20 protein-coding genes are annotated in these 25,652 nt (G+C 66.2%); 8 read left to right on the top strand and 12 right to left on the bottom strand.

Going from position 1 to position 25,652, the window contains the following annotated elements:
- Positions 1-79 precede the first annotated feature (79 nt).
- Complete coding sequence (locus AZSI13_RS08080; RefSeq protein WP_109040665.1) at positions 80-1,777, top strand: hypothetical protein; 1,698 nt, start codon at positions 80-82, stop codon at positions 1,775-1,777.
- Between the two features lie 53 nt (positions 1,778-1,830).
- Here AZSI13_RS08080 and AZSI13_RS08075 read toward each other — a convergent pair whose 3' ends face one another.
- The 4 genes from AZSI13_RS08075 to phoB form a co-directional block, all read right to left on the bottom strand.
- Positions 1,831-3,045: a type II toxin-antitoxin system HipA family toxin gene (locus tag AZSI13_RS08075; protein ID WP_109040664.1), complete on the bottom strand. Its 1,215-nt coding sequence runs from the start codon at positions 3,043-3,045 to the stop codon at positions 1,831-1,833.
- A complete protein-coding gene (locus AZSI13_RS08070) occupies positions 3,026-3,286 on the bottom strand; it encodes a helix-turn-helix domain-containing protein (protein ID WP_109040663.1) in 261 nt (86 codons plus the stop codon). The genes AZSI13_RS08075 and AZSI13_RS08070 overlap by 20 nt, the downstream gene beginning before the upstream one ends.
- A gap of 172 nt (positions 3,287-3,458) precedes the next feature.
- Positions 3,459-4,763, bottom strand: a complete 1,305-nt coding sequence (gene phoR, locus AZSI13_RS08065; protein WP_109040662.1) for a phosphate regulon sensor histidine kinase PhoR — start codon at positions 4,761-4,763, stop codon at positions 3,459-3,461.
- 34 nt (positions 4,764-4,797) lie between these two features.
- Complete coding sequence (gene phoB, locus AZSI13_RS08060) at positions 4,798-5,490, bottom strand: phosphate regulon transcriptional regulator PhoB (RefSeq protein WP_109040661.1); 693 nt, start codon at positions 5,488-5,490, stop codon at positions 4,798-4,800.
- A 334-nt stretch (positions 5,491-5,824) separates the two neighbouring features.
- Between phoB and AZSI13_RS08055 the strand changes: the two genes are divergently transcribed.
- The 4 genes from AZSI13_RS08055 to AZSI13_RS08040 are packed head-to-tail and all read left to right on the top strand — an operon-like array spanning position 5,825 to position 8,579.
- Entirely contained in the window at positions 5,825-6,250 is a 426-nt protein-coding gene (locus tag AZSI13_RS08055; RefSeq protein WP_109040660.1) for a gamma-butyrobetaine hydroxylase-like domain-containing protein, read from the top strand.
- A gap of 36 nt (positions 6,251-6,286) precedes the next feature.
- Positions 6,287-7,021: a bifunctional demethylmenaquinone methyltransferase/2-methoxy-6-polyprenyl-1,4-benzoquinol methylase UbiE gene (gene ubiE, locus AZSI13_RS08050; RefSeq protein WP_109040659.1), complete on the top strand. Its 735-nt coding sequence runs from the start codon at positions 6,287-6,289 to the stop codon at positions 7,019-7,021.
- A gap of 38 nt (positions 7,022-7,059) precedes the next feature.
- Entirely contained in the window at positions 7,060-7,983 is a 924-nt protein-coding gene (locus AZSI13_RS08045; RefSeq protein WP_109040658.1) for a Tim44 domain-containing protein, read from the top strand.
- A 20-nt stretch (positions 7,984-8,003) separates the two neighbouring features.
- Entirely contained in the window at positions 8,004-8,579 is a 576-nt protein-coding gene (locus tag AZSI13_RS08040) for an SCP2 domain-containing protein (protein ID WP_109040657.1), read from the top strand.
- 423 nt (positions 8,580-9,002) lie between these two features.
- Here AZSI13_RS08040 and AZSI13_RS08035 read toward each other — a convergent pair whose 3' ends face one another.
- Genes AZSI13_RS08035 through AZSI13_RS08000 form a run of 8 tightly spaced genes read right to left on the bottom strand, consistent with a single transcriptional unit; the run spans position 9,003 to position 17,329 of the window.
- Positions 9,003-11,066, bottom strand: a complete 2,064-nt coding sequence (locus AZSI13_RS08035) for a PAS domain-containing sensor histidine kinase (RefSeq protein ID WP_109040656.1) — start codon at positions 11,064-11,066, stop codon at positions 9,003-9,005.
- Between the two features lie 18 nt (positions 11,067-11,084).
- Positions 11,085-12,152, bottom strand: coding sequence for a type II secretion system protein GspK (locus AZSI13_RS08030; RefSeq protein WP_109040655.1), 1,068 nt, complete (start codon positions 12,150-12,152; stop codon positions 11,085-11,087).
- On the bottom strand, positions 12,149-12,850 hold the full coding sequence (locus tag AZSI13_RS08025; protein ID WP_109040654.1) for an energy transducer TonB: 702 nt from the start codon (positions 12,848-12,850) through the stop codon (positions 12,149-12,151). The genes AZSI13_RS08030 and AZSI13_RS08025 overlap by 4 nt, the downstream gene beginning before the upstream one ends.
- Entirely contained in the window at positions 12,813-13,448 is a 636-nt protein-coding gene (locus AZSI13_RS08020) for a prepilin-type N-terminal cleavage/methylation domain-containing protein (protein ID WP_109040653.1), read from the bottom strand. The genes AZSI13_RS08025 and AZSI13_RS08020 overlap by 38 nt, the downstream gene beginning before the upstream one ends.
- Complete coding sequence (locus AZSI13_RS08015) at positions 13,438-14,613, bottom strand: type II secretion system F family protein (protein WP_109040652.1); 1,176 nt, start codon at positions 14,611-14,613, stop codon at positions 13,438-13,440. Before AZSI13_RS08015 ends, AZSI13_RS08020 begins: the two co-directional genes overlap by 11 nt.
- Positions 14,614-14,625: 12 nt before the next feature.
- Entirely contained in the window at positions 14,626-16,248 is a 1,623-nt protein-coding gene (locus tag AZSI13_RS08010; RefSeq protein ID WP_109040651.1) for a GspE/PulE family protein, read from the bottom strand.
- Between the two features lie 8 nt (positions 16,249-16,256).
- Complete coding sequence (gene gspG, locus AZSI13_RS08005; RefSeq protein WP_109040650.1) at positions 16,257-16,694, bottom strand: type II secretion system major pseudopilin GspG; 438 nt, start codon at positions 16,692-16,694, stop codon at positions 16,257-16,259.
- A 14-nt stretch (positions 16,695-16,708) separates the two neighbouring features.
- On the bottom strand, positions 16,709-17,329 hold the full coding sequence (locus AZSI13_RS08000) for a response regulator transcription factor (RefSeq protein WP_165833399.1): 621 nt from the start codon (positions 17,327-17,329) through the stop codon (positions 16,709-16,711).
- Between the two features lie 201 nt (positions 17,330-17,530).
- Here AZSI13_RS08000 and AZSI13_RS07995 point away from each other — a divergent pair, with 201 nt between their 5' ends.
- From AZSI13_RS07995 to AZSI13_RS18185, 3 genes are all read left to right on the top strand, one after another.
- Positions 17,531-20,941: a FecR domain-containing protein gene (locus tag AZSI13_RS07995; protein ID WP_109040648.1), complete on the top strand. Its 3,411-nt coding sequence runs from the start codon at positions 17,531-17,533 to the stop codon at positions 20,939-20,941.
- Between the two features lie 14 nt (positions 20,942-20,955).
- A complete protein-coding gene (locus AZSI13_RS07990; RefSeq protein WP_109040647.1) occupies positions 20,956-22,938 on the top strand; it encodes a CHASE2 domain-containing protein in 1,983 nt (660 codons plus the stop codon).
- A gap of 90 nt (positions 22,939-23,028) precedes the next feature.
- Positions 23,029-25,652 (top strand): calcium-binding protein (locus tag AZSI13_RS18185; RefSeq protein ID WP_133247283.1); only part of this gene is annotated, 2,624 nt, incomplete at its 3' end.

The following is a 25,652-nucleotide window of genomic DNA, read 5'->3' as shown; positions in this document are numbered from 1 at the left end:
CCCCCGCGTTCCTTGCGGCCGCGGCCGTGGCCGCCCAGGAGGTCGAAGTGGGCCATTCCTGGGCGGCGAGAGGGCGGCCATGAACGGTGGCTTTATCCTGGCTTTCCCCGACCAGCCCAGCGGCGCCGCCTTTCTCGCCCGCCTGCCCCTGGCCGACCCCCTGCGGGCCCAGAGCGACCTGCTGCGTTTCCAGCAGAGCCTGCTGGCCGCCCCGCCACCACCCCTGGCCACCTTGCAGTTGCTGGAGCAGGCCCAGGTGCCCCTGGCCTTCGTCCAGGAAGAGCGGGCCAAGACCTACCTGAACCGGGCCGTGCCCCTGGCCGAGCGGGAAGAACAGGCCTTCACCGAAGTGGCGGCCGCCTGGCAGCGCATGGCCGATCTCTATGCCCGGGTGGCCCAGCGGCTGCCGGCGGGGGAGGACACGCCGGAGCGCCTGGCCCTCATCCTGCACCGCTGCCTCTACTACACCGGCCAGGCCCTGGCCGAGCATTACCGCGCCCGCCGGGAGGTGCCGCCGGGGCTCTGGCTGAACCTCCACGGTACCTACGGCAGCGCCGAGGACTGGGGTGTCGCCACCCTGCCGGTGGCCGACCCCCGGGAGCCCCTGGAATGTCGCAGCCATTGCGCCGCCGCCTACGTGGCGGCCCTGCTGCTGGATCTGGCCGGCCCCTACCACCTGGGAGTGCGGGAGCTGGGCCTGGCCTGGCGCTGGGCCTTGCAATGGGCGCCCCTGGTCACCTTGCAGGCCGTGACGCCGGAAGAGGAGCCGCCCCGTTTCGTCGCCGACCTGATGCAGGATGGCGGCCTGCGCCCCCTGGCCGTGGATCGCGAATTGCAGGCCGAGGCCGGCCTGTTCCTGCGCCGCCTCGATACCTCCCGCCTGGCCCTGCAACTGCAGCAGGCCCACCAGGCCCTGAAAGCCCGCATCAGCCCGGTGGATGCGGGGCTGGGCGAAGGGGCCAGCGCCAGCCTGTGCGTGCACCTGCTGGCCACCCTGTTCCGCCCCTGGTCCCAGGCGGCCGCCCAGCGGCGCTTCCGGCGCCATGCGGCGTCGGGCAGCCTGCGCCTGGCGGTGGGCTGGGAACCCATCCATTACTTCATCGGCGGCCAGACCTTTGCCCAGCCGGAGAATGTGCGCGTCTATTCCCGCCAGGAGTTCGACCGGCTGTACGTCTTCCGCCATCAGGTGGACCCGAGCCAGCCCCTGGAAGTGGTGACCTCGCGCATTACCTATGCGGCGGATGAGTGGGAGGTGATCAACCAGTCAGCGGCGGGCTACCGCCTGCAACGGGGCGCGGCGGGCCAGCGCCTGGCCCACGGCCAGCTATTGGCCGTCAGCCCCGGGCCGGAGCAGCCCTATCTGCTGGCTCAGGCCAGCTGGCTGATGCAGGAAGGGGCTCGGCCGGAGGGCGCGCGAACAGAAAGGGGCCACGGCGAAACCCCGTCCCCGGTCCCTCTTGCCGAAGGCGCGGCTGGCGCAGCCTCCTCGGGCGGTGGTCTGATTGCCGGCATCAGCCTCATGGCCGGCCATCCCCAGGCCGTGGCGGCCCGCCTGGTGGGCGACGGGCACTCCGCCTCCGAAGCCTACAGCCGGGCCTTTCTGCTACCGGCGGTGGCGGCCCTCAACGAGGGGCCGAGCATTGTCCTGCCCATCGGCTGGTACGCCCCGGGGCGGGAGGTGGAAGTCTTCACCGACGGCGCCTGGCGCCTCAAACTGGGCAAGCTGCGCCAGAGCGGCAGCGATTTCGAGCGGGTGGAATTCAGCGTCTGCGGCTGATTCCCCTGATTGTTCCTTGTGCTTTCGCCGAGTGGTCGGTCAGGTCAGACCGGTCAGCCGGCCAGACCGGCGGCACCCGTGGAAAAGAGGGTGGAGAGGCGCCCGGCCTGGTGCCGGAAATCCGGGTGTTGTTCTGCGTAGGCCCGAATCTCGGCTATTGCCTGTATCACGCCGGCTTGAACCTTGGCCAGAATGTCGTCACTTGCCTGTCGGCTCAAGCCGCAGGACTGACGGGCAAACTGAAGCAGTTGCTGGCGCGTGGGGTAGTCCCGGCTGCCGTTGAGGTCGAGGGCCAGCCGGTCATTGGGGAGATAGGGCTGGGTGGAAAGCATGTCGTACACCGGGGCCAGTCGCACATTGATGCCGGGTCGGTCGTACAGCACCGCGAAATTCTTCAGGTGGGCATCGCCATTTTTGATGGCCGTGACCAGGGCCAGCATGGCGAAGAGTTGGCGCATGGCCCCCGGGTGGTGTTGCGGTGAGACGAAGATGGCCACTTTTTTGGCCAAGTCCTCATACGATCCGCTGTACCTTCCGCTGGCCCGCATACCGCTGAGGACGCAAAAATCCTCAAAACCCAGATAGCGGCTGTCCGCCGTCCGGTCAAAGCGCTCGACAACAAGAAGTGCCCGATTGTCTGATAGCCGGGTATTGGCAGTCGGTAGCCCGGCGTGGCGCGCTGCCTGCATGGAAAAATACTCGTTGGCGGCGAGCTCGGGGAATTCGAGGGGGTTGAAGCTTTTGACGATGTGGGTGGCGCCCTTGTCGGTCAATCGGTCGAGGGCTGGTGCCGCGTGACGGATCAGCACCTTGGGTTGCATGCCGGAGATACCGGAATAGCTGGCGAAACGGCGTAGCAGGTCGTCGAAGAGGTCTTCTGCGCCGTTGTAGGCCAGGATGCGCTCGATCGATTCTGTCGGCACCTCGGCAAGGGGGATGCCTTCGGTGGCGTAGCGCAGTCGCCCGATCTGGGAACGGCCGACGATGTCCAGCAGACTCAGGGCGTCAAAATCCCGCACCGCTTTGGCAAACATCCGCTCCAGCCGTTCCCGCAATGCGCCTTCCGGCAGGTTCATTTCAAAGATAGGGTGGAGAAAGTTCATGGAGTCGTATTGATCCGCGACCACCGGCATGGTCAGGGAAACGGCGTTTTCCTCCCGGCACCCGGGGCAGTAGGCGAAGAGAAAGGTATCCGCCTCCAGGTCGCTTCGGGAAAGCAGGCCGGCATGGTCCTGGCCGACATAGACGTTAACCCCGCTTCTTTTCATGGGCCTCTCTCCTGAGTTCCTGCAGGGTCGGGTATTGCCGCTTCTGGCCGACTGAAATTTCCAGCCCGAGGATGGCGCACAAGGCCATCAGTTTACGCACACCGACCTCGGCGATCCTGCCGGTTTCGATGCCGGAGATCGTCGCCCGGCTCATACCCAGCATCGCGGCGATTTGGCCTTGGCTGAGCTTGCGCTCGGTTCTGGCAGCACGGATGGCTGCACCCATTTCCTGAATGTCCATGCATCAAATATAGTGCAAATATCGTGAAATTCAATAAATGCATTAAATTTGATGCATTTTCGTCCCGATAGACAGGGCAGGCTTTCACCGATCCGGCTTTTCTGCCGGGGGTGATTGGCGTAACAGGACGAATGAGGAGGTGGCGCAGGGAAGCGCCGCCGCAGCGGCAGCTTCAGGCGGTGATGCGGGATGGTGGGAAATTGGCGGAGAAGCGGCTGCCCTTGCCGGGTTCGCTTTCTACCTCCAGGCGGCCCTGGTGGCGGGTGAGCACGTGTTTGACGATGGCCAGGCCGAGGCCGGTGCCGCCGGTTTCCCGGGAGCGGCTGCGGTCGACCCGGTAGAAGCGTTCGGTGAGCCGGGGAATGTGCTGGGCGAGGATGCCGATGCCGGTGTCGGCGACGGAGAAGGCGGCGCCGCCCTCCGCCGTGCCGGACCAGCACAGCACGACTTTGCCGCCATCCGGGGTGTAGCGCACGGCGTTGGAGGCCAGGTTGCCGAAGGCGCTGCGCAGTTCGCTGGCGCACCCCAGCAGGGCTGTCGGGCCGTCGCAGTGGAATTCCAGCTGGTGGCGCCCGCCGGAGAGGGCCTGGGTTTCCTGAAAGATTACCTGGAGCAGGGCGGGCACATCCACCCGATCATCCACCGGCGTCAGGCGGCTGGTTTCCAGGGCCGAGAGGGTGAGCAGGTCGTCGATCAGGCGCTGCATACGGCCCGATTGTTCGCGCACCAGGCCCAGGTAATGCAGGGCGTCTTCCCGGGGGTAGGCATCGAAGTCGTCCACCAGCATTTCGACGAAACCACTGACCACGGTGAGGGGCGTTTTGAGTTCGTGGGAGACGTTGGCGACGAAATCCCGCCGCATGTTTTCCAGGCGCTCCAGCTGGCTGATGTCCCGGGAGATCAGCAGGTTCTGGTCGTCGCCGTAGGGAATGACCTGGATTTGCAGGGTCTGGCCCCGTTGCAGGTCGTTCTGCAACAGCAGGGGTTCGGTGTAGAGGCCGGCTTCCAGGTAGGCGACGAATTCGGGCTGGCGGATCAGGTTGGTGACCGGCTGGCCCCGGTCGGTAGCCGGGTTGAGATTGAAGTGGGAGGCGGCCTGGGCATTGAGGCCGTCGATCTGGCGGTGGCGGTTGAAGACGATGACGCCGTCGGGCAGGGCTTCACCGGCCAGGCGGAAGCGTTCCAGGGCCCGGGCCAGGGCATTTTGCTGTTCGAGGCGGATGCGGACCCGGCGGTGCAGGCCGGCAAAGGCCATCTCCCAGACGCCGAAGCCCCGGGGCACCCGGGCATCCAGGGGGCCGCGCAGCCAGCGCATGAGCTTGGCCAGGTACCAGAGGTGGTAGAGCAGATAGAGCAGCAGGCCGCTGCAGAAGGTTTCCCAGGCCTGCTGGCGACCGACGAAAATCCACACGGGGCCGGTGACGGAACAGAGCAGGAAGAGGAAAAAGAAGGCGCGCAGCCAGACGGCTTTCACCATGGGAGGTACCGATCAGGGGTGGCAGGCCGGGAGTTTAACTGGCCTGGATGGAAAAACGGTATCCGCTGCCGCGCACGGTCTGGATCAGGCGTTCGTGGCCGGTGGGTTCGAGGGCGGAGCGCAGGCGGCGGATGTGCACATCGACGGTGCGCTCTTCAACGAAGACGTGGTCGCCCCAGACCTGGTCCAGCAGCTGGGCGCGGCTATGCACCCGTTCCGAATGGGTCATGAAGAAGTGGAGCAGGCGGAATTCCGTCGGCCCCAGGTCCACCGGCTGGCCGTTGCCGGTGACCCGGTGGGTGACCGGGTCCAGGCGCAGGCCTTCGATATCCACCGGGTCTTCCGTCATCTGGGGGGCGCGGCGGCGCAACACGGCCTTGATGCGGGCCTGCAGTTCCCGGGGGGAGAAGGGCTTGGTGACGTAGTCGTCGGCGCCGGCTTCCAGGCCGGTGATCTTGTCGTGCTCCTCGCCCCGGGCGGTGAGCATGATGATGGGCACTTCCCGGGTGCGCTCGTCGCTGCGCAGCTTGCGGGCGAACTGCACGCCGGACATGCCGGGCAGCATCCAGTCCAGCAGGATCACGTCGGGCAGCACTTCCCGCACCTTGCGCTCCGCCTCTTCGGCATCGTAGGCGCGCAGCACCTGGTGGCCGGCGTGCTGCAGGTTGGCAGCGATCAGTTCCTGGATGGAGGGTTCGTCTTCGACGACGAGGATGTTGGCGGGCATGGTCAATGCGTCCGTGAAGATTTGCCGAAGAGTCTATTGCAGCTACGTGACAAATTGATGACGCCGTACGCGGATCGGGCCAGGGCTGTCGGGACGGGGCCCGACACTGCGGAAAAGGCGGGCTAAACTGTTAACCAAGCACTAAGAATAGCCCTCTGAATAGCCCTCTGTTCGTCCCGCATGAATTCCCTGTGCTTGGTGAAACTTGGTGCGCCTTGGTGCCTTGGTGGTTCGCTTTTTGATTGCAGGCAAGCCAGGTACGTAGTTCCCCGGAAAAGCCCCATTTGCGGCTTCTGCGTTATCATAGCGCGTCTTTTTTGCAGGACTTGCGGCCATGGCCGGTCTCCATCGGGACACCCCCGTTCCCAGCGAAATCAAGCTGCACCAGAAATCCCGTTTGCTCGAGCTTTCCTTCGAGGACGGGCAGCATTTCGAACTCACCTACGAATTCCTGCGGGTCCTCTCACCCTCTGCCGAGGTGCGGGGCCACGGCCCGGGTCAGGAGAAGCTCCAGGCCGGCAAGCAGGCGGTGGAGATCGAGAAGGTCGAGCCCGTCGGCAACTACGCCATCAAGCTGGTCTTTTCCGACGGCCACGACAGCGGCCTCTATTCCTGGGATTACCTCTACGAACTGGGCCTCAACCGCGAGGCCCTGTGGCAGGAGTATCTGGAGAAGCTGGCGGCCGCCGGCCTCTCCCGCGACCCTGCCGATCTGCCCCCGCCGCCACCCCGCCCCCAGGGCGGCTGCGGCAAGCACTGATCCTCCCCTCAACGCACAGCAAACGGATTTCCCATCATGGGTGACAAAACGCATTTCGGTTATCAACAGGTGGAAGAGGCAGAAAAAGCCCAGAAGGTGGCCGACGTCTTCTCCTCCGTGGCCCAGCGCTACGACCTGATGAACGACCTCATGTCCGGCGGCCTGCACCGCCTGTGGAAGGCCTTCACCATCGGCCAGAGCGGCGTGCGCGAGGGAATGCGGGTGCTGGACGTGGCCGGTGGTACCGGCGACCTTTCCCTGGCCTTCGCCAAGAAGGTCGGCAAGAGCGGCCAGGTATGGCTCACCGACATCAACAACGCCATGCTCACCCGGGGCCGGGATCGCCTCTGCGACAAGGGCTTCATCATGCCCGTGGCGCAGTGCGACGCCGAGAAGCTGCCCTTCCCCGATGATTATTTCGACGTGGTCACCGTGGCCTTCGGCCTGCGCAACATGACCCACAAGGATTCCGCCCTGGCCGAGATGCGCCGCGTCCTCAAGCCCGGCGGCCGTCTGCTGGTGCTGGAATTCTCCCAGGTGTGGAAGCCCCTGGCGCCGGTCTATGACTTCTATTCCTTCCAGGTCATCCCCCGGCTGGGCCAGATGATCGTCAAGGATTCCGACAGCTACCGCTATCTTTCCGAGTCCATCCGCGTCCACCCGGACCAGGAAACCCTGAAGGCCATGATGGAGAAAGTCGGCCTGGAAAAGGTCGAATACTTCAACCTGACCCTGGGCGTGGTCGCCCTGCACCGCGGCTACAAGTACTGAAACTGAAGCACCCCCATAAAAAAATGAGGAGAGACACCATGCAACGATCCATTCTCGCCCTGTGCGTTCTGGCCCTGGGCCTGACGCTGGCCGTGCCTGATGCCGAAGCCGCCCGCCTGGGCGGCGGCCGCAGCAGCGGCATGCAGCGCAGCGTGACGCCCCAGCACAACACCTCCCCGGCACCGGCGGCCCCCCAGCGACAAAGCACGGCCCCGGCCCAGCAGGCTCAGCCTGCACCCGGCGCGCCCGCTCCCCAGGCTGCTGCCCCCAAGCGTAGCTGGCTCGGCCCCATCGCCGGCCTGGCGGCCGGTCTGGGCCTGGCGGCCCTGGCTTCCCACTTCGGCTTCGGCGAAGGCATGGCCAACTTCCTCATGATCGCTCTGCTGGTGATGGGTGCCATCGTCGTCTTCCGCCTGCTCTTCCGCCGGCCCGCTGCGGCCCAGCGTGCCGAGCCGCTGCAATACGTCGGCGTGGGCGGCCCCTCCATGGCGCCGGTGCCGGAAACCCCGGCCCAGCCGATGGGCGCTAGCGCTTCGGCCGCTCCGGCCGCTGCGCCGGTGGCCGCCGCGGCGACTCCCGCTGCCAACATTCCCGCCGATTTCGACGTGGAAGGCTTTCTCCGCGTGGCCAAGCTCAATTTCGTGCGCCTGCAGGCTGCCAACGACCAGGGCAACCTGGACGACATGCGGGAATTCCTGGCCCCCGAAATGTTTGCCGAAGTGCAGCTGCAACTGGCCGAGCGCGGCGGCAAGGCCCAGCAGACCGACGTGGTGCAGCTGGAAGCCACCCTGCTGGAAGTGGTCAGCGAAGCCGGCCGGCACATCGCCAGCGTGCGCTTCCATGGCTTGCTGCGGGAAGAGAAGGAGGCCGCCCCGGCGCCCTTCGACGAAGTCTGGCACCTGGTCAAGCCGGTGGATGGCAGCCGGGGCTGGATGGTCGCCGGCATTCAACAGCTGGCCTGAGCCTCCCTAAGGTCTTTGCCATGTTGCAACGTCCCGTCCTCGCCGCCCTGAACCACCTGCTGCGCCAGGAGTCCTGGGCCCGTCAGCGGCTGCGCCCCTTCGCCGGGCGCGGCGCCCGGGTGGTGCTGCCGCCCTGGTTCACCCTGGACCTGACGGTGGCCGAGGACGGCACGTTCCACAGCGGCGCCCTGGCGGCACCCGATGTGCTGATCCGCCTGCCCGAACACGCCCCCCTGCGTTTTCTCGGTCGCCCCCAGGAAGCCCTGGCGGCGGCGCGGCTGGAAGGCGTGGCCGATTTTGCCGAAGCCCTGGGCTTTGTCTTCCGCAACCTGCGCTGGGACGGCGAGGAAGCCCTGGCCCGTTGGGTCGGCGACATTCCCGCCCACCGCCTGGCCGGCCTTGGCCGGCGCCTGGGCGCCTGGCAGGGCGAGACCCTGGCCCGCCTCTCGGCCAACGGGGCCGAGTTCCTGGCCGACGAAGGCCCGGGGGTGCCCCGGCCGGCCCTGGCCGAACAGGCCCGGGACATCGCCGCCCTGGACAGCGCGGCGGATGCCCTGGCGGCCCGTCTGGCCCGCCTTACCCAGCCTTCCCGCTGAACCGCCGCGGCACCTCTCCCGGTGCCGCCTGGGCGCTAGCGTCGCGCCCTCGTCTCGTTTTCTCTGCGCTTTTCCCTGCATTTTTTCTGCTTATTGCTGCACCTCCCCGCTTCTTTTCCCCTTCTTTCCTGCGCCGTCCCCCTGCTCTTTCCGTCCTTGCCTTGAGGCCTGGCGGTCGCTGACCCGACTCCGGGCGCACCGGCCGGTCTGGCGGTGCGTGGGGCGTCCGGCTGGGGGAATGGGAGGATTGAGGTATGCCCTGGAAGGCAATAGGGACGCCATTCTTCCTGGCATCGGCCCTGGCGGCGAGAAGGGGCGCCAGTCTCCTGGCATGGCCGCGCCCCGCCTGCCGCTGCGGGCATCCTTCGCTGCTGCGTAGCCGCTATCGGTGATTGGCTTTAGTGCCGCTGCCGGCGGGCCGGCTTACAGGCCGAGGCGCACGATGCCGGCCGGTAGCGGCGGCAGGTCCGCGATTTCCGCGGCTGCCAGCAGGTAATCCCAGTGGGGGTCGTCCTGTAGCAGGGCGGCCAGTTCTTCGCCGCTACGCAGGTCGGCGACGATGCAGTGTTTGTCATTCTCCAGCCGTTCCAACAGGGCGGCTTGGCTGCTCTCGTCGGGCCGCAGCAGCAGGATGCGGCTGGCGTCGGGAATGCTGTCGAGCTGGGGCGCGCTATGGGGCAGGGGCAGCCAGATGCGGGCCTGGATTCCTGAGCCGCCGGGGTTCTGCACCAGTTCCAGGTGGCCGCCGTGGGCATCCACCATGAGGTAGCTGATGGACAGCCCCAGGCCGCCCTGGCCTTCGGTCTTCGAGGTGTAGCCAGGCTCGAAGACGCTTTGCAGTTTTTCGGCGGGAATGCCGCAGCCCTGGTCGGTGATGGTAATCAGCACGCCCTGGTCCCGGGGCACGGCGCCGATCACCAGGCTGCTTTCCGCCGGGCTGGCGCGCAGGGCGTTGCGGATCAGGTTGGTGAGGACGCGCACGATCTGGCTGGGGTCGACTTCGACGATGAGGGTCGGCAGGGGCTCACAACGCAGGGCGATGCGGGCCTGCTCGGCAGCGGCTTGGCAGATGGCGCGGGCGTCGCCGATGAGGCCGGCGAGGGCGACGGGTTGCAGCTTGGGGGCGCCGAACTGCTGGCCGCTGCCCAGCTGGCTGAGCATCGACTGGGCGTGCTTGAGGGCCGTATCCAGGCCTTCCATGGCCTCCTGCTGGCCGGGGATGTCCTGCTGACGCAGCCGCTCCAGCTGGGCTCGGGCGCCGATGAAGACGTTGGAAAAGTCGTGGGCCAGGACCTGGCCGGTGGTGTGGATGTCCTTGATGCGGGCGCTGTTGAGGCGGCGCTGCTCGGCCAGCACCGCCTGGGTGACGTCCTGCAGCAGCACGTAGTAGCCCTTGGCCGGCTGCTGGGGCCGGTTGCGCAGGGGGGTGACCTGGATCTCGGCCCATTGGGGCTGAGCCGCATCGTCGTCGCTGCGCTTCCAGCGCCGGGGCCGGTCTTCCTCCGCCAGCCGGGCCAGGGTGGTGGGGCCGTCCTGGGTCGGCGTGAACAGGGCGGCGAGGCGCTCTTCCAGGCGCTGGCCGGCCGGCAGGGGGCCGAGCAGGGCAGTGGCGGGGCCGTTGAGGCGGGTCACCAGGCCCTGGGCGTCGGTGAGGATGATGCCGTAGCTGGCGTGTTCCAGGTGGTAATCCATCAGCCGGCTGTTTTCCTGCAACTGCTGGTTGAGTTGCTGCAGTTCGGAAATGGTGCGCTGGCGGTTGATCAGTTCGTCGTCCCCGTCCTGGGCCGGTGTGGGCAGGAATAGGGCGCGGCAGGGCAGGGTCGGCATGAGTTGCTGGGCCCGGGCGGCGAGAAAGAGGTAGGGCAGGCTGAGCAGGGTGGCGGGCAGGCTGGCGAGGAAGTATTCCAGGCTCTCGTTGCGCAGGTTGTTCCAGGCCATGGCCGCGTCGTAGCGCAGCAGGGAGTAGAGGCCGAGCCAGACCTCGGCGGCGAGGGGCAGCAGGCAGGGCAGGGCAAGCCAGCCCAGGCGGGTGCGGCTGAGGTTGAGCAGCAGCACGCTGCCGTACTGGGTGAGGACCAAGCTGGCGACGATGGCGATGTGCTCCCGGCTGCTCAACTCGATGGTGTAGGGCAGGGGGACGTAGCGGGCCAGGTGCTGGCGGAACAGGGCGTAGGCCCAGGCGGCCACCCCGGTCATGAGGATCATCAAGATGAAGGCGCGGGTGGTCTTGAGGCCGTCCAGCACCAGGGTGAGCAGGGTGCCCCAGAGCAGGATGGGGATGAAGGTGGTGAGGCCGGCGTTGAAATGCAGGCTGCCCCAATCCACCCACCAGCCGGTCTGCAGCACCTGCCAGAGCATGAGGCTGAAGACCCCGGCGGCGCCGAAGAAGGTGCCCAGGGTGATGCGGCTGCGCAGGGCGTGGAAAACGACGAACAGCCCATTCAGCAGGAGCAGGGCGTACAGGAAAAAGCCTTGATCTTCGCTCATGGGAGCCTCGTCAGGGAGTTACCAGCGGGCGATGACCTTTTTTTCCCGGACGTCGTAATCCAGGGTGCGGGTCAAATCGCTGCCGCTGACGGTGATGCGCAGGGTGCTGGTGTCGATGCCCCAGGTGACGCCGGCATCGAAGCGCTGGCGCTCGGTGTCGCCCAGCTGGGAGAGTACCCGCTCCCGGTGGTCCACGGTGGTGTCGGTCATGGTTTCGGCCTGGCGCAGCTGGTCGATGATGCTGCGCGCCCGTTCCGTTGGCTGCTCCAGCAGGGCCCCGAGCTTTTCCGGGGTCAGGGCACGGTACTGCATGGCGTACACGGTGCCCTTGGCCAGGCTGAAATTTTCCCGCAGCAGATTGAGGGTTTCGGGGGTCACGCCATCCATGTAGGCCAGCTCCTGCCAGGTGGCGATGGGCCGGTTGGGCGGGTCGTAGGGCGGGTTGAGGCCCCGGTAGTGGTCCCCTTCCTTGCCCAGGCCTTCGCTGCGGAAGGAATCGGCGTCCCGCCAGTCGATGATGTTGGCCGCCAGTTGCTGGGCATCGCGCTGTTCCATGCCCAGTTGCCGCAGCAGTTGCCAGAGGGGCAGATAGGGAATGGCGTTGAGATTGGGCCGCAGGTTGCCCGGGCTGACGTCCACCAGGTAGCTGTTGTCCCCCAGCTTGATCTGATGGGTGCCGATGGTGAGGGGAAAGCGGGCGAGGGCGTTGGCGGCGCTGTTGGGGTCTTTCAGCGTGGTGTTGGTGGTCTGGTTGCCCAGGTCGATGTTGAAGCCTACCTGGGCCAGCATGGCCTTGAGCATGGCCAGCTCGTCGGAATTCTTCACGTCGTCCAGATTCTTGCGCCGCAGGATGTCCTTGTAGCGCGCGTAGCGGGGGTCTTCCGGCAGGTCCGTGGTGGCGGCGAGGATGACGAAATTGAGCAGGCTGTCGATTTCCTGCCCCTGGAGGCCTTGCTGCACGTGCTTTTCCAGCTGCCGCGGAATGGCGTTGCGGTTCTGCTGGCTGTGGTAGATGACGGCGGAAATGGCGGCCAGCATGCCGACCACGTAGATGAGGATGAATCCCCGCTGGCGCGGCGGCTTCATGGCATCTTCCGGCCCAGCAGGCGCGTGGCCAGGGGGGCGTAGCGTTGCGGGCAGTTGAGGTCCTGGCTGCGGTCGAGGGTGAAGCCGACCACCGCAAGCACCATGCTGGGCACGTTCTTGCCGCCCTGGCGGGCCGGCAGGTAATGGGCACGGCTTTGGCTATCCACCACCGACTGGTCGAAGACGCCCGGCACATCGGCCTGGACGATCTCCACCCGGGCCACATCCCCGGCCTCATTGACGTGAACTGCCGCCAGCACACAGCCCTGGAGCTTCTGGGCGATGGCGTCATCCGGGTAAACCGGGGCGGCGGCATCTTCCACCCGTACCGCCGCTTCCGTCGGCGGTGCCGGCGGGCGCGCTTCGCCGGCTGCCTGGGGGGCGGCGGAGGCGGCCTGGCCCTTGGCGGCCACCTTGTTGGGGCTGGGGCCGTCCTGGGCCAGCTGGCCTTCCTGGGTGGTGGCGGGCTTGGCGGGAGTGGCGGGTTCCGCCGGTGCCGGGGTGGCCGGCTGGGGCGTCGGTGCCGAGGGCGGTGCCAGTCGCAGCTGCATCTGCAGCTGTTCCAGGGGTTCGTCGCGGCCGGGCAGGCTGATCATGCCGCCGAAGACCGCCAGCAGATGGGCGGCCAGGGAGGCGGCGATGGCCAGCGCCAGGCGGCGCTCAGTTGGCCAGGTTTTGGGTTTCCAGCCAGAAATCATAGTCGCGGCCGCTGCGGTTGAAGCTGAGCTTGATGAGTTGCGGGGGGGTCGGGCTGCTCCAGTTGTTCAGCCAGGCGCCACTGCTGTTGAATTCCTCGGCCTTGGCGAGGTAGGAAAAACGGGCGTCCTCGATGCCGCCGAGGAGGGTCAGGTCGGCACTGGCCTGCATGTTCTGGGCCAGCTGCAGGGTCGCTGCCAGCGTGCCCTGGGTGTACCACCAGGCCGGCAGGGGCGTTTCCTGGTAGGTGATGCGGCGGTTGGCCGAGTCGATGGTGTAGCGGACCAGCACCGGCTTGCCATCGTTGCCGTTGGCGCGGCTCTTCCAGGTGGGCAGGAAGAGCTGGCTGCCATCGCCCCGCAGGATCAGGTCCGGCATGTTCGGGGGCAGCAGCAGGGCCGCCGTCTGGCCCCGCAGGCTCTGCATCAGGTACCACTCCTTCTGGGGCCCCTTGAGGCTCTGCAGGGTCTTGCCGGTAGCCCGGTAGATCTGGGTAATGGTGGCGATGATGCCCAGGCTGAGCAGCAGCACGATCAGCACTTCGATGAGGGTGAAGCCGTCATGCCGTGGGGCGCGGCGTGGCAGGGCCTTACTTGACATCGGAGAGGTTGAAGACCGCCAGCAGGATGGAGATGACCATGAAGCCAATGAGGCTGCCCATGACCAGGATGATGATCGGGTCGAGCATGGAAACCAGGGATTTGAGGCGGCTGCGGCTCTTGATGTAGAGCATCTCGGACGCCTTCTCCAGGCTTTCCCCGAGGGCGCCGGTTTCGTTGCCCAAGTTCACGAAGCGGTGCAGCTGCACCGGCAGGCCGGGAATCTGCTGGAAGGCCTCGGGCACCGGGCGGCCCTTGCGCAGGGCGGCGATGCAGCTTTCCAGGCCATCCCGGCGCAGCTCGTTGCGGAACAGGCTGCGGCACAGCTCCATGGCGCGGGAAAGCTGGACGCCGCTTTGCAGCATGATGCCGAGGGACTTGGCGATCTTGAAGCCTTCCAGCTCGCCGCTCAGCTGGCCGACGAAGGGGGCCACCATGAGCCAGGCCAGCCAGCGCCGGCGCAGTTCTTCCCGCCGCTTGACCAGCTGGACGATGCCGACGGTGGCGCTCACGCCGATCACCAGGGCAATCAGCCCGTACTGGTGGAGGAAGGTGCTGAGGGCGAAGACGATGCGGGTGCCCATGGGCAGCTTGGCCGCGGGCACGTCGGCCAGCATGTCCTGGAACACCGGCACCACGTAGGCGATCAGGCCGATGATGGAGGAGATGCTGACGAAGGCCAGAATGGCCGGGTAGGCCAGGGTGGATACCAGTTCGCGGCGGAACTGGCTCTGCTCGCTGTAATAGCGGGCGAGAATTTCCATCACTTGGGCCAGGGAGCCGCTGGCCTCACCGACCTTGATCAGGGCGATGACGAGATGGTCGAAACGGCCGCTCTGCTGCATCACCTGGGAGAGGGCCTGACCCTTCTTGATGCCGCCGCGCAGCTGTTCCGAGAGGGCGGCGATGTCCTTGTCCGGCGTGTCTTCGCCGAGAATCTTCAGGGCTCGCTCCAGAGGCAGGCCGCGGGAGAGCAGGGGGGCAACTTCGCTGAGCAGGGTGGTGGTCAGCTTGAGGCTGGAGCCCCGGGCCTTCAGGGCCTTGGCCTTGATCAGGGTGAGCTGGCGCTGGCGCAGGGCCTGCTCCAGCGCCTCGCGGCTGTCGGCCTGCTCGTTGCCCTTGATCTCGAAACCGTCGCGGCCGAGGGCGGTGTATTCGAATTCCACGCGCCTTGCCCCTTAGCCCGCCACGCGCATGACTTCTTCCAGGGTGGTGAGACCGCCCTGGGCCCGGATCACGCCGTCCTGGATCAGGGTGCGGAAGTTCATCTTGCGGGCCTGCTCGTTGAGGTGCTCGGCGGAAGGGTCGGCCAGGATCTGGTGCCGGAATTCCGGCGTGACTTCGAGAATCTCGCCGATGGGCAGACGGCCCCGGTAGCCGGTGCGGGCGCACTTGGGGCAGCCGTTGGCGTGGTACAGGGGCTGGGTTGGGTCGAGGCCGAAGCGGGCGCAGGTGGTGGGGTCCGGCAGTTCCGGCGTCTTGCAGTGTTCGCACAGGCGCCGCACCAGGCGCTGGGCGCTGACGGCGATGAGGCTGGACGCCAGCAGGTAGTCCGGCACCCCCATGTCGAGGAAGCGGCCAATGGCGCCGGTGGCGCTGTTGGTGTGGATGGTGGACAGTACCAAGTGGCCGGTGAGGGAGGCCTGCACGGCGATTTCCGCCGTTTCCCGGTCGCGGATTTCGCCGATGAAGATGACGTCCGGGTCATGACGCAGGATGGAGCGCAGGACGCCGGCAAAGGTCAGGCCAGCGCCTTCATTGACCTGGATCTGGGTGATGCCGGGGATTTCGTATTCCACCGGGTCTTCCACCGTGATGATCTTGCGGGTGCCGTCGATGATGGACTGCAGGCCCGAGTACAGGGTGGTGGATTTGCCCGAGCCGGTGGGGCCGGTGACCAGGATCAGGCCGTTGCTGCGCAGCAGGTTGGCGCGGTAGGCGTCGGTGACGTGGGTGGACAGGCCCGTCGCGTCCAGGGTCAGGGCCTGGCTCTTCTGGTCGAGAATCCGCATCACCACGTCTTCGCCGTGGTTGGTCGGCAGGGTGCTGACCCGGATGTCCACTTCGCGGCCGGAGGTGCGCAGGCGGATGCGGCCATCCTGGGGCAGGCGCCGTTCGGCAATGTCCAGGTTGGCGAGAATCTTGATGCGGGAAACCACGGCGGCGTAGTCGTCCCGGGCCGGCGGGACACGGGTGATGAGCACACCGTCCACCCGGTAGCGCAGTTCGATGCGGGCCTTGCTGGGTTCCAGGTGGATGTCCGAGGCACCCATTTCCACCCCGTCGCCGATCACTTCATTGACGTAGCGGATGATCGGCGCTTCGAGGGCCAGATCCTTGAGGTGGCTGATGTCGTCGACGCTGAGGTCTTCGCCAGCCGCTTCCTGGCCCTGGTCGCCGAGCAGGGTGTTGAGGGCGGGGCCGATTTTCTGGGCCGGCGCCAGCTGAATCTGGGCATCGCCCAGCAGGCGGCCCAGCATGTCGAGCAGGCCGTCGTCCTCCGGGTCCTCGATGGCCAGGATCAGCTTGCCGTCCTGGCGTACCGGCAGGACGCGGTTGTAGGCGATGAAGCCTTCCGGCAGCCGTTCGTCGAGGAAGGGCTCGCCATCCCCGTTCCACAGGGGCAGGCCGAAATGCTCGCCGTAAAACTGATACAGGGCTTCTGCGTTGAGAAGCCCTGTATCGACCAGCAGCTTGCCGAGCTTTTGCGGCGACTTGGCGCGCAGGGCGCTGATCTGCTCGCGCCGCTCCGCGTCCAGGATGCCGCGGGCCGTCAGCGCCTCAAGGATGTCCACAGCCACGGACGGGCTTAATCCCAGTTGCCGAGGTCGCCGTCGTCACCGCTGCCGCCGGGCTTGCCGTCGGCGCCGAGGGAGTAGATGTCGAACTCCATGCCGTGCTTGCTGGGGATTTCATAGGCGAAGGCATTGCCCCACTCGTCGGTGGGAATGCGGTTCTTTTTCAGGTAAGGGCCGCGCCAGTTCTTGATGGGCGCGTTGGCGGGGTTCTGCACCAGCACCTGCAGGCCTTCCTGCTGGGTGGGGTAGCGACCGGTATCCAGGTGGAAGGCCTCGACCATGGAGGAGAGGGTTTCCATCTGCATCTTGGTGGCTTTCACCTTGGAGCCGCCCAGGGCGCTTTGAATGCGGGGGCCGACCAGGGCTGCCAGCATGGCGATGATGACCATGACGATCATGATCTCGATCAGGGTGAAGCCACGGTTGCGGCGGGATGACAGTTGGCTCATCGAGAATGCACCGTTCAAGCGAGTTGTTCGAACCGCCTATTATGCCCTCTCTTCCTCTTAATTGCGCGGATATGGACCCGGATGGTATGGATGCTGAGCTGCAGCGCATCGGCGATCTGCTTGTCCGCCATGCCTTCCCGCATCAGGAGAAAGACTTCCCGTTCCTTGGGGGTGAGCAGGGTGTCCTTGGGGAAGTGTTCATTGCTGTCCCGCAGGGCCTTGTGTTCCGGGCACCAGACCCAGGTGCCCGTCTGGCCGGCCGGCAGGGCCAGGAGCTGTGCCAGGGCCTGGCACAGGTCTTCGGGCTCGGTGTTCTTCGACACGAAGCCGGTGGCGCCGAGGGCGTAACCGCGGCAGATCAGTTCCTGCTCGCTGATGCCGGAAAACAGCATGACCCGGCCGAGCTTGGGCGTGCAGCCCTTTTCTAGCAGGTCCAGCCCGTGGTCGGTGCCCAGGTTGATATCGAGCAGCGTCAGGTCGAAGCTGTGTTCCGCCAGCTTCTCCATGGCTTCGGCCAGGGTCTTGGCGGTGGTGACCCGGGCGCCGCCCTGCTCGATCAGGCCCTTGACGCCGGAGAGGATGAGCGGGTGATCGTCCAGGAGAAGAATGTGGGTATCGGCGAATTGATTGGGCATCGCTTGAACTGTCCGGAGGAGATCGTCATGGCCGGTCATGCGGCCGTCGGGTTCGGGAGGATAGCGGTAAATTGCCTGCACTACGATGGCATTTGGTCGTCTGGGCGCGCTAGTTAACGATAATCCGGCTTTTCGCCGTAGGGCAAGTTACGGATAGCGGATAGAATGTCGTTCGGGTCAATTTTCTCCTCGGTGGCATAAATGCGTGCGTTCCTGGTCGGCTGTGCACTGTGTGCTTCTCCCCTGTTGGCAATGGCGGCTGCGTCGTCGGCCAACATCGTCAGCCTGCAGGGCAACGGTGACGTCAAGGCGGTGGACAAGCCGGACTGGCAGAAGGCCAGTATCAAGCAGCCCCTGTTCCATGGGGATTTCGTGCGTACCGGTGATCTGAGCCAGATGGCCCTGCTTTTTACCGACAACACCCAGCTGCGCCTCAACCAGAACAGCCAGCTGCAGATCAAGTCCGCCGGCGATGCCCAGGGCGGACAGACGGCGGTGAAGCTCAATGCCGGCCGCGCCTGGAGCCAGATCAAGCCCCAGACCGGTGGTGGCGGCGGCGGTGCCCGGGTGAGCATGGAAACTCCCTCCGCCACCATGTCCATCCGCGGCACTGACTGGGAAGTGGAAGTGGCCCCGGACGGCACCACCCAGCTGGTGGTGCTGAGCGGCACCGTGGAAATCGGTAACGCCCAAGGCCAGCTGGCGGTTGGCGCCAATGAGGCCGCCCTGGTGGTGCCCGGTCAGGCACCGCGCCGCCTGGTGCTGGCTAACCCCCGGGAGCGGGTGCAGTGGGTGACCGCCTACCGCAGCGAACCCTGGCGCTATCTCCAGGCCGAGGGCCCCAATGCGGCAGCCTTTGCTGCCTTGCTCAAGGGCCAGCGCTGGGAGGAGGCCCGGGCTCTGACCACCGGCCAGTCGGCCTGGCAGGCCGCCCTGGCCATCAGTTCCGGCGAACCGGGCCAGGCCCGCAAACTGCTGGAGGGTGAGGGCCGGGACTGGCTGGCCGATCTCCTGCTGGCAGACCTGCGCATTATCGAGGGGCGTCCCGCCGAGGCCGCCGCCCTGTTCCGCCACGCCGCCGGCCAGGCCCGCTCGGGGGAGCAAGAGGCCCTGGCCCTGGCCCGCCTCACCAACGTGCTGTTGATGCAGGACCAGGGCGGCGAAGCCGCCACGGTGCTGGCCCAGGCCCGGGCCAAGGGCCTGGGCGGCACGGAGCTGGATTTGGCTGCCGGCTGGCTGGCCCGCTTCAATGGCGCCGCCCCTCAGGCGACGGCCGCTTACGACGAAGCCCGGCAGCGTACGCCGGAAGATGCCCGGGGCTGGCTCGGCGCCGGTGCCGTGGCCAGCGAACGGGAAGACGTAGCCCCGGCCCGCCGCCTGCTGGACGAAGCCATCCGCCGGGACGGGGAGGAGGCCACGGCCTTCGGCGAAATGGGCACCCTGGAGGCCCTGGCCAACCGTTTCGAAGCGGCGGAAGCGGCCTTCGACAAGGCCCTGGCCCTGCGGCCCGACGACTACGTGGCCCTCACCGGCCGCGGTGTCATGCGCCTCAAGCAGGGCTTGCCCGATGCGGCCCTGGAAGACCTGCTCAAGGCCGGCCTGATGGAGCCCCGCTATGCCCGGGCCCGCCTCTACACCGGTATCGCCTACTACCAGCTGGGCCGCAGCAGTCGCGCCCTGGAAGAATTCGCCCTGGCCTCCCGCCTCGATGCCAAGGACCCCTTGCCCCACCTGTTCGCCTCCATGGTTCATACCGACCAGTTCGAGGCGGCGGATGCGGTGGCCAGCGCCCGGGAGGCCCTGGCCAAGATGCCCAACCTCAAATCCCTCAACCAGGTGGCCAACAACCAGAAGGGGGCGGCCAACGTCGGCACCTCCCTGGCGTTCTGGAACCTGCGGGACTGGGCCCGGGCCTATGCCCAGGATGGCGAGTATCCCTTCTGGGGCGGCAGCCATCTCTTCCTGGCCGACCTCTACGATGGCAAGTACGCCAAGAATTCCGAGCTGTTCCAGGGCTTCGGCGTGGACCCCACGGTGTTCGGCGCCAGCAACCGCTTCCAGAGCCTGATCCACCGCCCCGGCCATTACCAGACCCTGACCCTGGTGGCGGGCCAGGACAAATCGGTGCGCGAATACACCCCTCGGGTAACCCTCAACGGCTACACCAACAGCCTGACGCCCCTGGCTTACTTCCTTGAAGTGGACGAGCAGAACGGCCGTCAGCGCAGCAATGCGGACTTCAGCTACAAGGACCGCACCGGCTCCATCACCGCGGCCCTGGGCTGGATGCCGGCCCATGACCTGCGCCTCTTCGCCTACTACGACCTCAACGACACCGACAGCCGTTTCAATGGCCGGGACGTGCGCAACCTGCGCTTCACTTCGCCCACCTCCAACCTCAGTGTCGGCGGCAGCTATTTTGTCTCCCCCACCTTCATGCTGCAGGGCCGCCTGGCCCGCAGCCGCATCGAGGGGCAGCAACTGTGGGGCTATGCCGCGCCCCTGGATGGCCTCTTCCAGGACCACGAAATTTCCCGGGAGGCCCAGTGGGGCCTGCGCTACCGCCATGAGCAGCAGTTCGAGCTGGTGGCCGGCGCCGAGCGGGCCCGCAGCCCGGAGAACAGCCTGTTGACCATCACGCCCCAGGCCGCGCCGGCAATCTATTCCGACGGCGCCAACCTGACCGAAAAGACCGATCTGGCCTATGTTTCCGGCAAGTACTTCTTCTCCCCCGGCGCCTTCGCCCAGATGGATTTGTGGTGGACGGACTACCTCAAGCTGAACCAGGGCACACTGCAGGAATTCGGCGCGGTGACGCCCATTAGCCGGCGTTATGAAGTGAACCGGGTCAGCCCCCGTCTGGGCCTGACCCTTACTCCCTGGGCCGGCCACCGCCTGCGCTACGCCTACCAGGACTGGGTGCGGCCCTCTTCCTCCGGCACCCTGGGCCCGGTGGCCACCGCCGGTGTGGCCCTGGATGAAACCCTGCTGCGCTTCGGCGGGCGGCAGAAGCGCCACGTGCTGAAGTGGGAGGCGGAGCTGTCGCCCCGCCTGTATTCCGAAGTCAGCCTGGATTCCCAGCGGGTGCAGAACCTGGGCACCTACGACCTTTCCCTGGCCGAGAACTTCGCCAGCCTGGCCCGCCTGCGCCAGAAGTCCCTCACCGACGTGGCCGATTTCTACGCCGGTTCCGCCAGTTCCGAACTGAGCAGCGCCAATCTGGCGTCCCGCAGCAAGGTGGATCGCCTGGCCTGGGCCAACAACGCCATCCTGACCGACCGCCTCTCCGTCTCGGCCACCTACGCCTATACCCAGTCCCGCCTCAGCCTGGATGGCGACAGTACCCATTACTATCTGCCCCGCCATTCCCTGCGCCTGGGCACCGCCTGGGTGTCGCCTTCCCGGATCCGCCTCTCGGCTGACCTGCTGTGGCGCTCCACTGGCTTCTCCCTGGTGGATATCACGGCGCCCCGGGGTGACTACTGGAGCGGCGCCCTGTCGGCCTACTGGGAATCCCCCGATAAGCGTTACGCCTTCTCGGCCTTTGCCAAGGAACTGTTCTCCCCCCACGACTCCACCTTCTACGGCGTCGCGGCCAACCTGCGCTTCTAGGAGACAGTCGGGTCATGCGTGCTGCCGTTCGCCGGGGGGGCTTGGGTCTGGGGCTGGTCCTGGTTTTCTGGCTGCTCGCCCTGGTGCTGACGTCGCTGCCTTTCTGGCGCGACGTCGAGCATCGGCATTTCGATGCCCTGAGCGTGGCCACCGCGCCCCGGGCCAGTTCCTTGCCCATCACCATCGTCGGCGTGGATGAAGCCTCCTTCGCCCAGATCGGCAAGCGCTGGCCCTGGCCCCGCAGCATGCACGCCCAGCTGATCGACCGGCTCAGCGCCTCGGGGGCGGCGGTGATCGCCTTCGACATGATCTTCGCCGAGGCCTCCACCCCGGCGGATGACGAAGCCTTTGCCCGGTCTATCGCCCGGGCCGGCAACGTGGTCATGTCCTCCGACCACGCCTATCAGGAAACCAGTCTGCTGCGGCAATGGATTCGGGTCGATCCCCTGCCGGCCTTCCGGGCGGCGGGTGCCGTGCCCGGTCTGGCCACGGTGACCCTGGACGGCGATACCGTGGTGCGCCAGATGCCCGACGGCGACGATGTCTTCTGGCGCGAGGTAATCAGGACCCTGGCCCGGGTACGCCCCGATGTACTGCCCGAAGAGGTGACGCCGCCGCCCAATGGCATGGTGCGGCACCTGGGGCCGGCCCATACCTTCCCCTATGTGTCCTACTACCAGGTGCTGCAAGGCGACAAATCCCTGCCGGAGGACTATTTCCGCGACCAGATCGTGCTGATCGGCCGGGACGTGCGGGCCTCGCCGGAAGTGGGTCTGGCCCAGGCCGACATGTTCGCCACCCCCTTCCTGGGCGAAAGCAAGCTGCTCACCCCCGGGGTGGAGGTGCACGCCAACATCATCGAGAGCGTGCTCACCGGCCAGGTCATCTACCCGGTTTCCCGGCTCTACGAAACCATGCTCATCTCCGTCGCCATGCTGCTGGCCCTGCCGGCCCTGCTGCGCTGGCATCCGACGGGCAGCGCCCTGTGGTTCCTCGGCCTGATGGCCGCTATCGCCGGCGGCAGCTGGTATCTGTTTCAGTACCGTCTGACCTGGCTGCCGGTGGTCGGCATCCTGCTGGCCCTGGCCGCCCTGTACCTCACCATGGCCCTGGTTTCCTACGTGCTGGAACGCCGCCGTGGCCGCTACGTCAAGGAGGCCTTTTCCAAGTACGTGGCCTCGGAGGTGGTGGAACAGCTCATTGCCCACCCGGAACGCCTGCGCCTGGGCGGCGAGCGGCGGGAGCTGACCCTGCTCTTTTCCGATCTGGCGGGTTTCACCTCCATTTCCGAGAAGCTGCCGCCGGACGGCGTGGCCAGCCTCATCAACACCTACCTGACCGCCATGACCCGGGTGATCCTGGAGCAGGGGGGCACGGTGGACAAATTCATTGGTGATGCCGTCATGGCTTTCTGGGGGGCCCCGCTGGATGACCCCAAGCACGGGCTCCACGCGGTGCGGGCGGCCATCGCCATGCAGCAGGCCATGGCCGAATTGCAGCCCACCTACCGGGCCATGGGCCTGGAGACGGTGGGCCTGCGCATCGGCGTCAATACCGGGCCGGCCATTGTCGGCAACATGGGCTCGGAAGATCGCTTCGACTACACGGCCCTGGGGGATGCGGTGAATCTGGCTTCCCGTCTGGAAGGGGTCAACAAGGCCTACGGCACAGGCATCCTGCTCTCGGAAAGCACCGCTCTTCTGGTGCAGGAAGAGATTCGCCTGCGCCTGGTGGACCGGGTGCGGGTCAAGGGCAAGCTGGAGCCGGTGCGCATCTATACGCCCTGCGACGATCCGCTCCTGATAACGCTGACCCAGACCGCCTGGGAGGCCTACGCCGGCCAGCACTGGGATGTGGCCCGCAGCGCCTGGCGGGCTGTGCTGGAGCAGCAGCCGGGCGACCCAGTGGCGACCACCTTCCTGGCCCGTATCGACCATCTGGTCGAGGAGCCTCCGGGGGCCGCCTGGGATGGCGCAACAGCCCTGGAGAAGGGCTAATATTTCATAGAGTTATGGGCGTTCCGGCTGCTATGATGAACGGCTGCCTTACGTTTGCTCCCTATCGTTCAATATCTGGAAAACTGGATCATGGATTACTTTGCCCTGCCCGCTTCTGCCTCCGGCGATGAAACCTCCGTTGCCCGTCTCTCCGACGGCAGTTTCGTGGTGACCTGGGATCAATGGAGCGCCACCGGCAATACGTCCTCGGACATCTGGATGCAACGCCTGATCCTGGACGACGCGACGGGGCAGTTGCTGACGGCGGGTGCCGCCCAGCTGGTGAATTCGACCACGGCAAAGAACCAGAACATGCCCCAGATCGTTGATTTCAGCGATGGCGGCTTCGGCATCGCCTGGGAATCGGAGGGGCAGGACGGCTCGGGTCGTGGCATCTTCGGCCAGCGCTTCGACGCGGACGGCAACAAGCTGGGCGGTGAAATCCGCATCAACCAGGTGACCGCTGGCGACCAGCACACCCCCATTCTGGCCCCCATGCACAGTAGTGATGGTTTCGATGCCGTGTGGGCCACGCCGGTGCTGATTCCCGGCACCAAGCTCTATCGCAGCGCCCTGTCCGGCCGCTCCTTCGAGCACGACTGGACCACCGGCGGCTTCACGGTGGGCGGCGAGGATTCGGTGATCGTGAACGGCCAGGCTGCGCCGACCTCCATGGTGGAGCTGAGCGACAGCTGGGTCTTTATCGGTATGGAAGTGAGCCCGGCCGATGCTACGCCGGATCCCTACGACACCATGCCTACGGCTTACCTGGCGGTGCTTGACCACAACAGCGTGGTGCAGCAGGAAATCAAGCTCGGTACCAGCCCCCTGGGTTCCGGCCAGGTTCAGGTCAATCAGCTGGCCAATGGCTCCCTGCTGGTAACCTGGCTGGACCTGAATGCGTCAGGGGATTCCGCCACCCTGTACCGCCAGCGTTTCGACTCCTCCGGCGGGGCTCTGGATTCTCCCGAGGTCGTGACCGACAAGGTGGGTTTCTTCCAGCCAGAAGGAAACGTCACCTACACCACCGAGATTCTGGAATTCGGTTCCCCTCTGATCGTCTGGCGGGATACGTCGGGCGCCATCCAGGGCCAGTGGTACGACGACAATGCCACCCTGCCCATGGGCGGCACCTTCCTGATCCAGGACAGCAGCGTCGGCGCGCTTAAGAACCTGGATCTGGTGGCCGGCCAGGATGGCGGTGCCCTGCTGGTCGGCATGGGGTCGGGCCAGATCCTGACCGAATACATTTCCCTGGATGACCTGCTCAACTCCCTGAGCCCCCTGACCGACCTGGATGGCGACGGCACCATTACGGATTCCGGCAGCAAGGGCTCCCTGCTACGCGGCGGGACCGGGCACCAGGTGCTGGATGCCGGCGCCGGCAACGACAAGCTGGATGGGGGCGCCGGCGCCGACACCATGTATGGCGGTACTGGCGACGATACCTACGTGGTGGACGATGCCGGCGATATCGTCAGTGAAGCTGGCGGCAGCCCGGACGATATCGACACGGTGGAAGCTTCCATCGGCGAATTCACCCTGCCTGAAGGCTTCGAGCACCTGAAGTACACCGGCCAGGGCAATTTCACCGGGGTCGGCAACAATTCCGACAACCAGATCATCGCCGGCCAGGGCAATGACACGGTGGACGGATTTGCCGGCTCCAACCTCATCGACGGCGGAAGCGGAGTCGACTCGGCTCTCTATGGCGGCGAGGAAAGTGAGCTGTCAGTGCTGAGCATCAGCCTGAAGGATGCCGGTGGCTACACCCTGAACGGCCAGAGCATCGGCAAGATCGTTTCCATGGCCGGGAAGAATGGCCGCCTGGACCGCATGGTCAATGTGGAGAACATCCAGATTCATGGCCAGAGCGCCAAGGCCGTGAAGGACGTGGAGGTCTTCCGTGAGGTCAAGGCAGATCGCTACCTGTCGGATGATTCCACCACCAGCAAGGACAACACTCTCAACGGCGGCAAGGAGCGGGATGTCCTGGACTTGCTGGATGGTAACGATACGGGCAACGGTAATGCCGGTGACGACGTACTGCTCGGCCGCGGCGGCGACGACAAGCTCTACGGCGGCAAGGGCAACGACATGCTGGATGGCGGTTCCGGCAACAACATCCTGGATGGCGGGGTCGGCAACGACACCTATGTGCTGGACGACGCGAGCGCCACCAACACCATCATCGACAGCGCCGGTACCGACCTCATCAGTACGGCGCAGGGCACCATGGACCTGAGCAACTTCGCCACCATCGAAAACCTCGAGCATCTGGGCAATACGGATTTCGTGGGCGTCGGCAACAAAATGGCCAACCGCATCACCGGCGATGGCGGTAACGATCTGCTGGATGGCGGCCAGGGTGCCGATACCATGATCGGTGGGGCCGGCAACGACATCTACGTAGTGGATAACGCTGGCGATGTGGTGACCGAGGGGGCCGACGGCGGCATCGATACCCTGCGTAGCAAGCTCAACGCCTATGGCTTGTCCGAGCGCCAGATCAATGTGGAGAACCTGGAATTTGCCGGTACGGGCAAATTCGTGGGGAGCGGCAATTCCGGCAACAACCAGATCACCGGCGGCTCTGCCGACGACATCGTCAAGGGCGGCGGCGGCAATGACCGCCTGGTCGGCCTGGAAGGCAAGGACGTCCTGGATGGCGGCGCCGGCGATGACATCCTGGTAGGCGGCCTGGGCAACGACAT

It is taken from the genome of Azospira sp. I13, assembly GCF_003112695.1.
Taxonomy (GTDB): Bacteria; Pseudomonadota; Gammaproteobacteria; order Burkholderiales; family Rhodocyclaceae; genus Azospira.
Note: the sequence above shows the minus strand (reverse complement) of the source record. Positions and strands in the feature narration are given on the sequence as shown.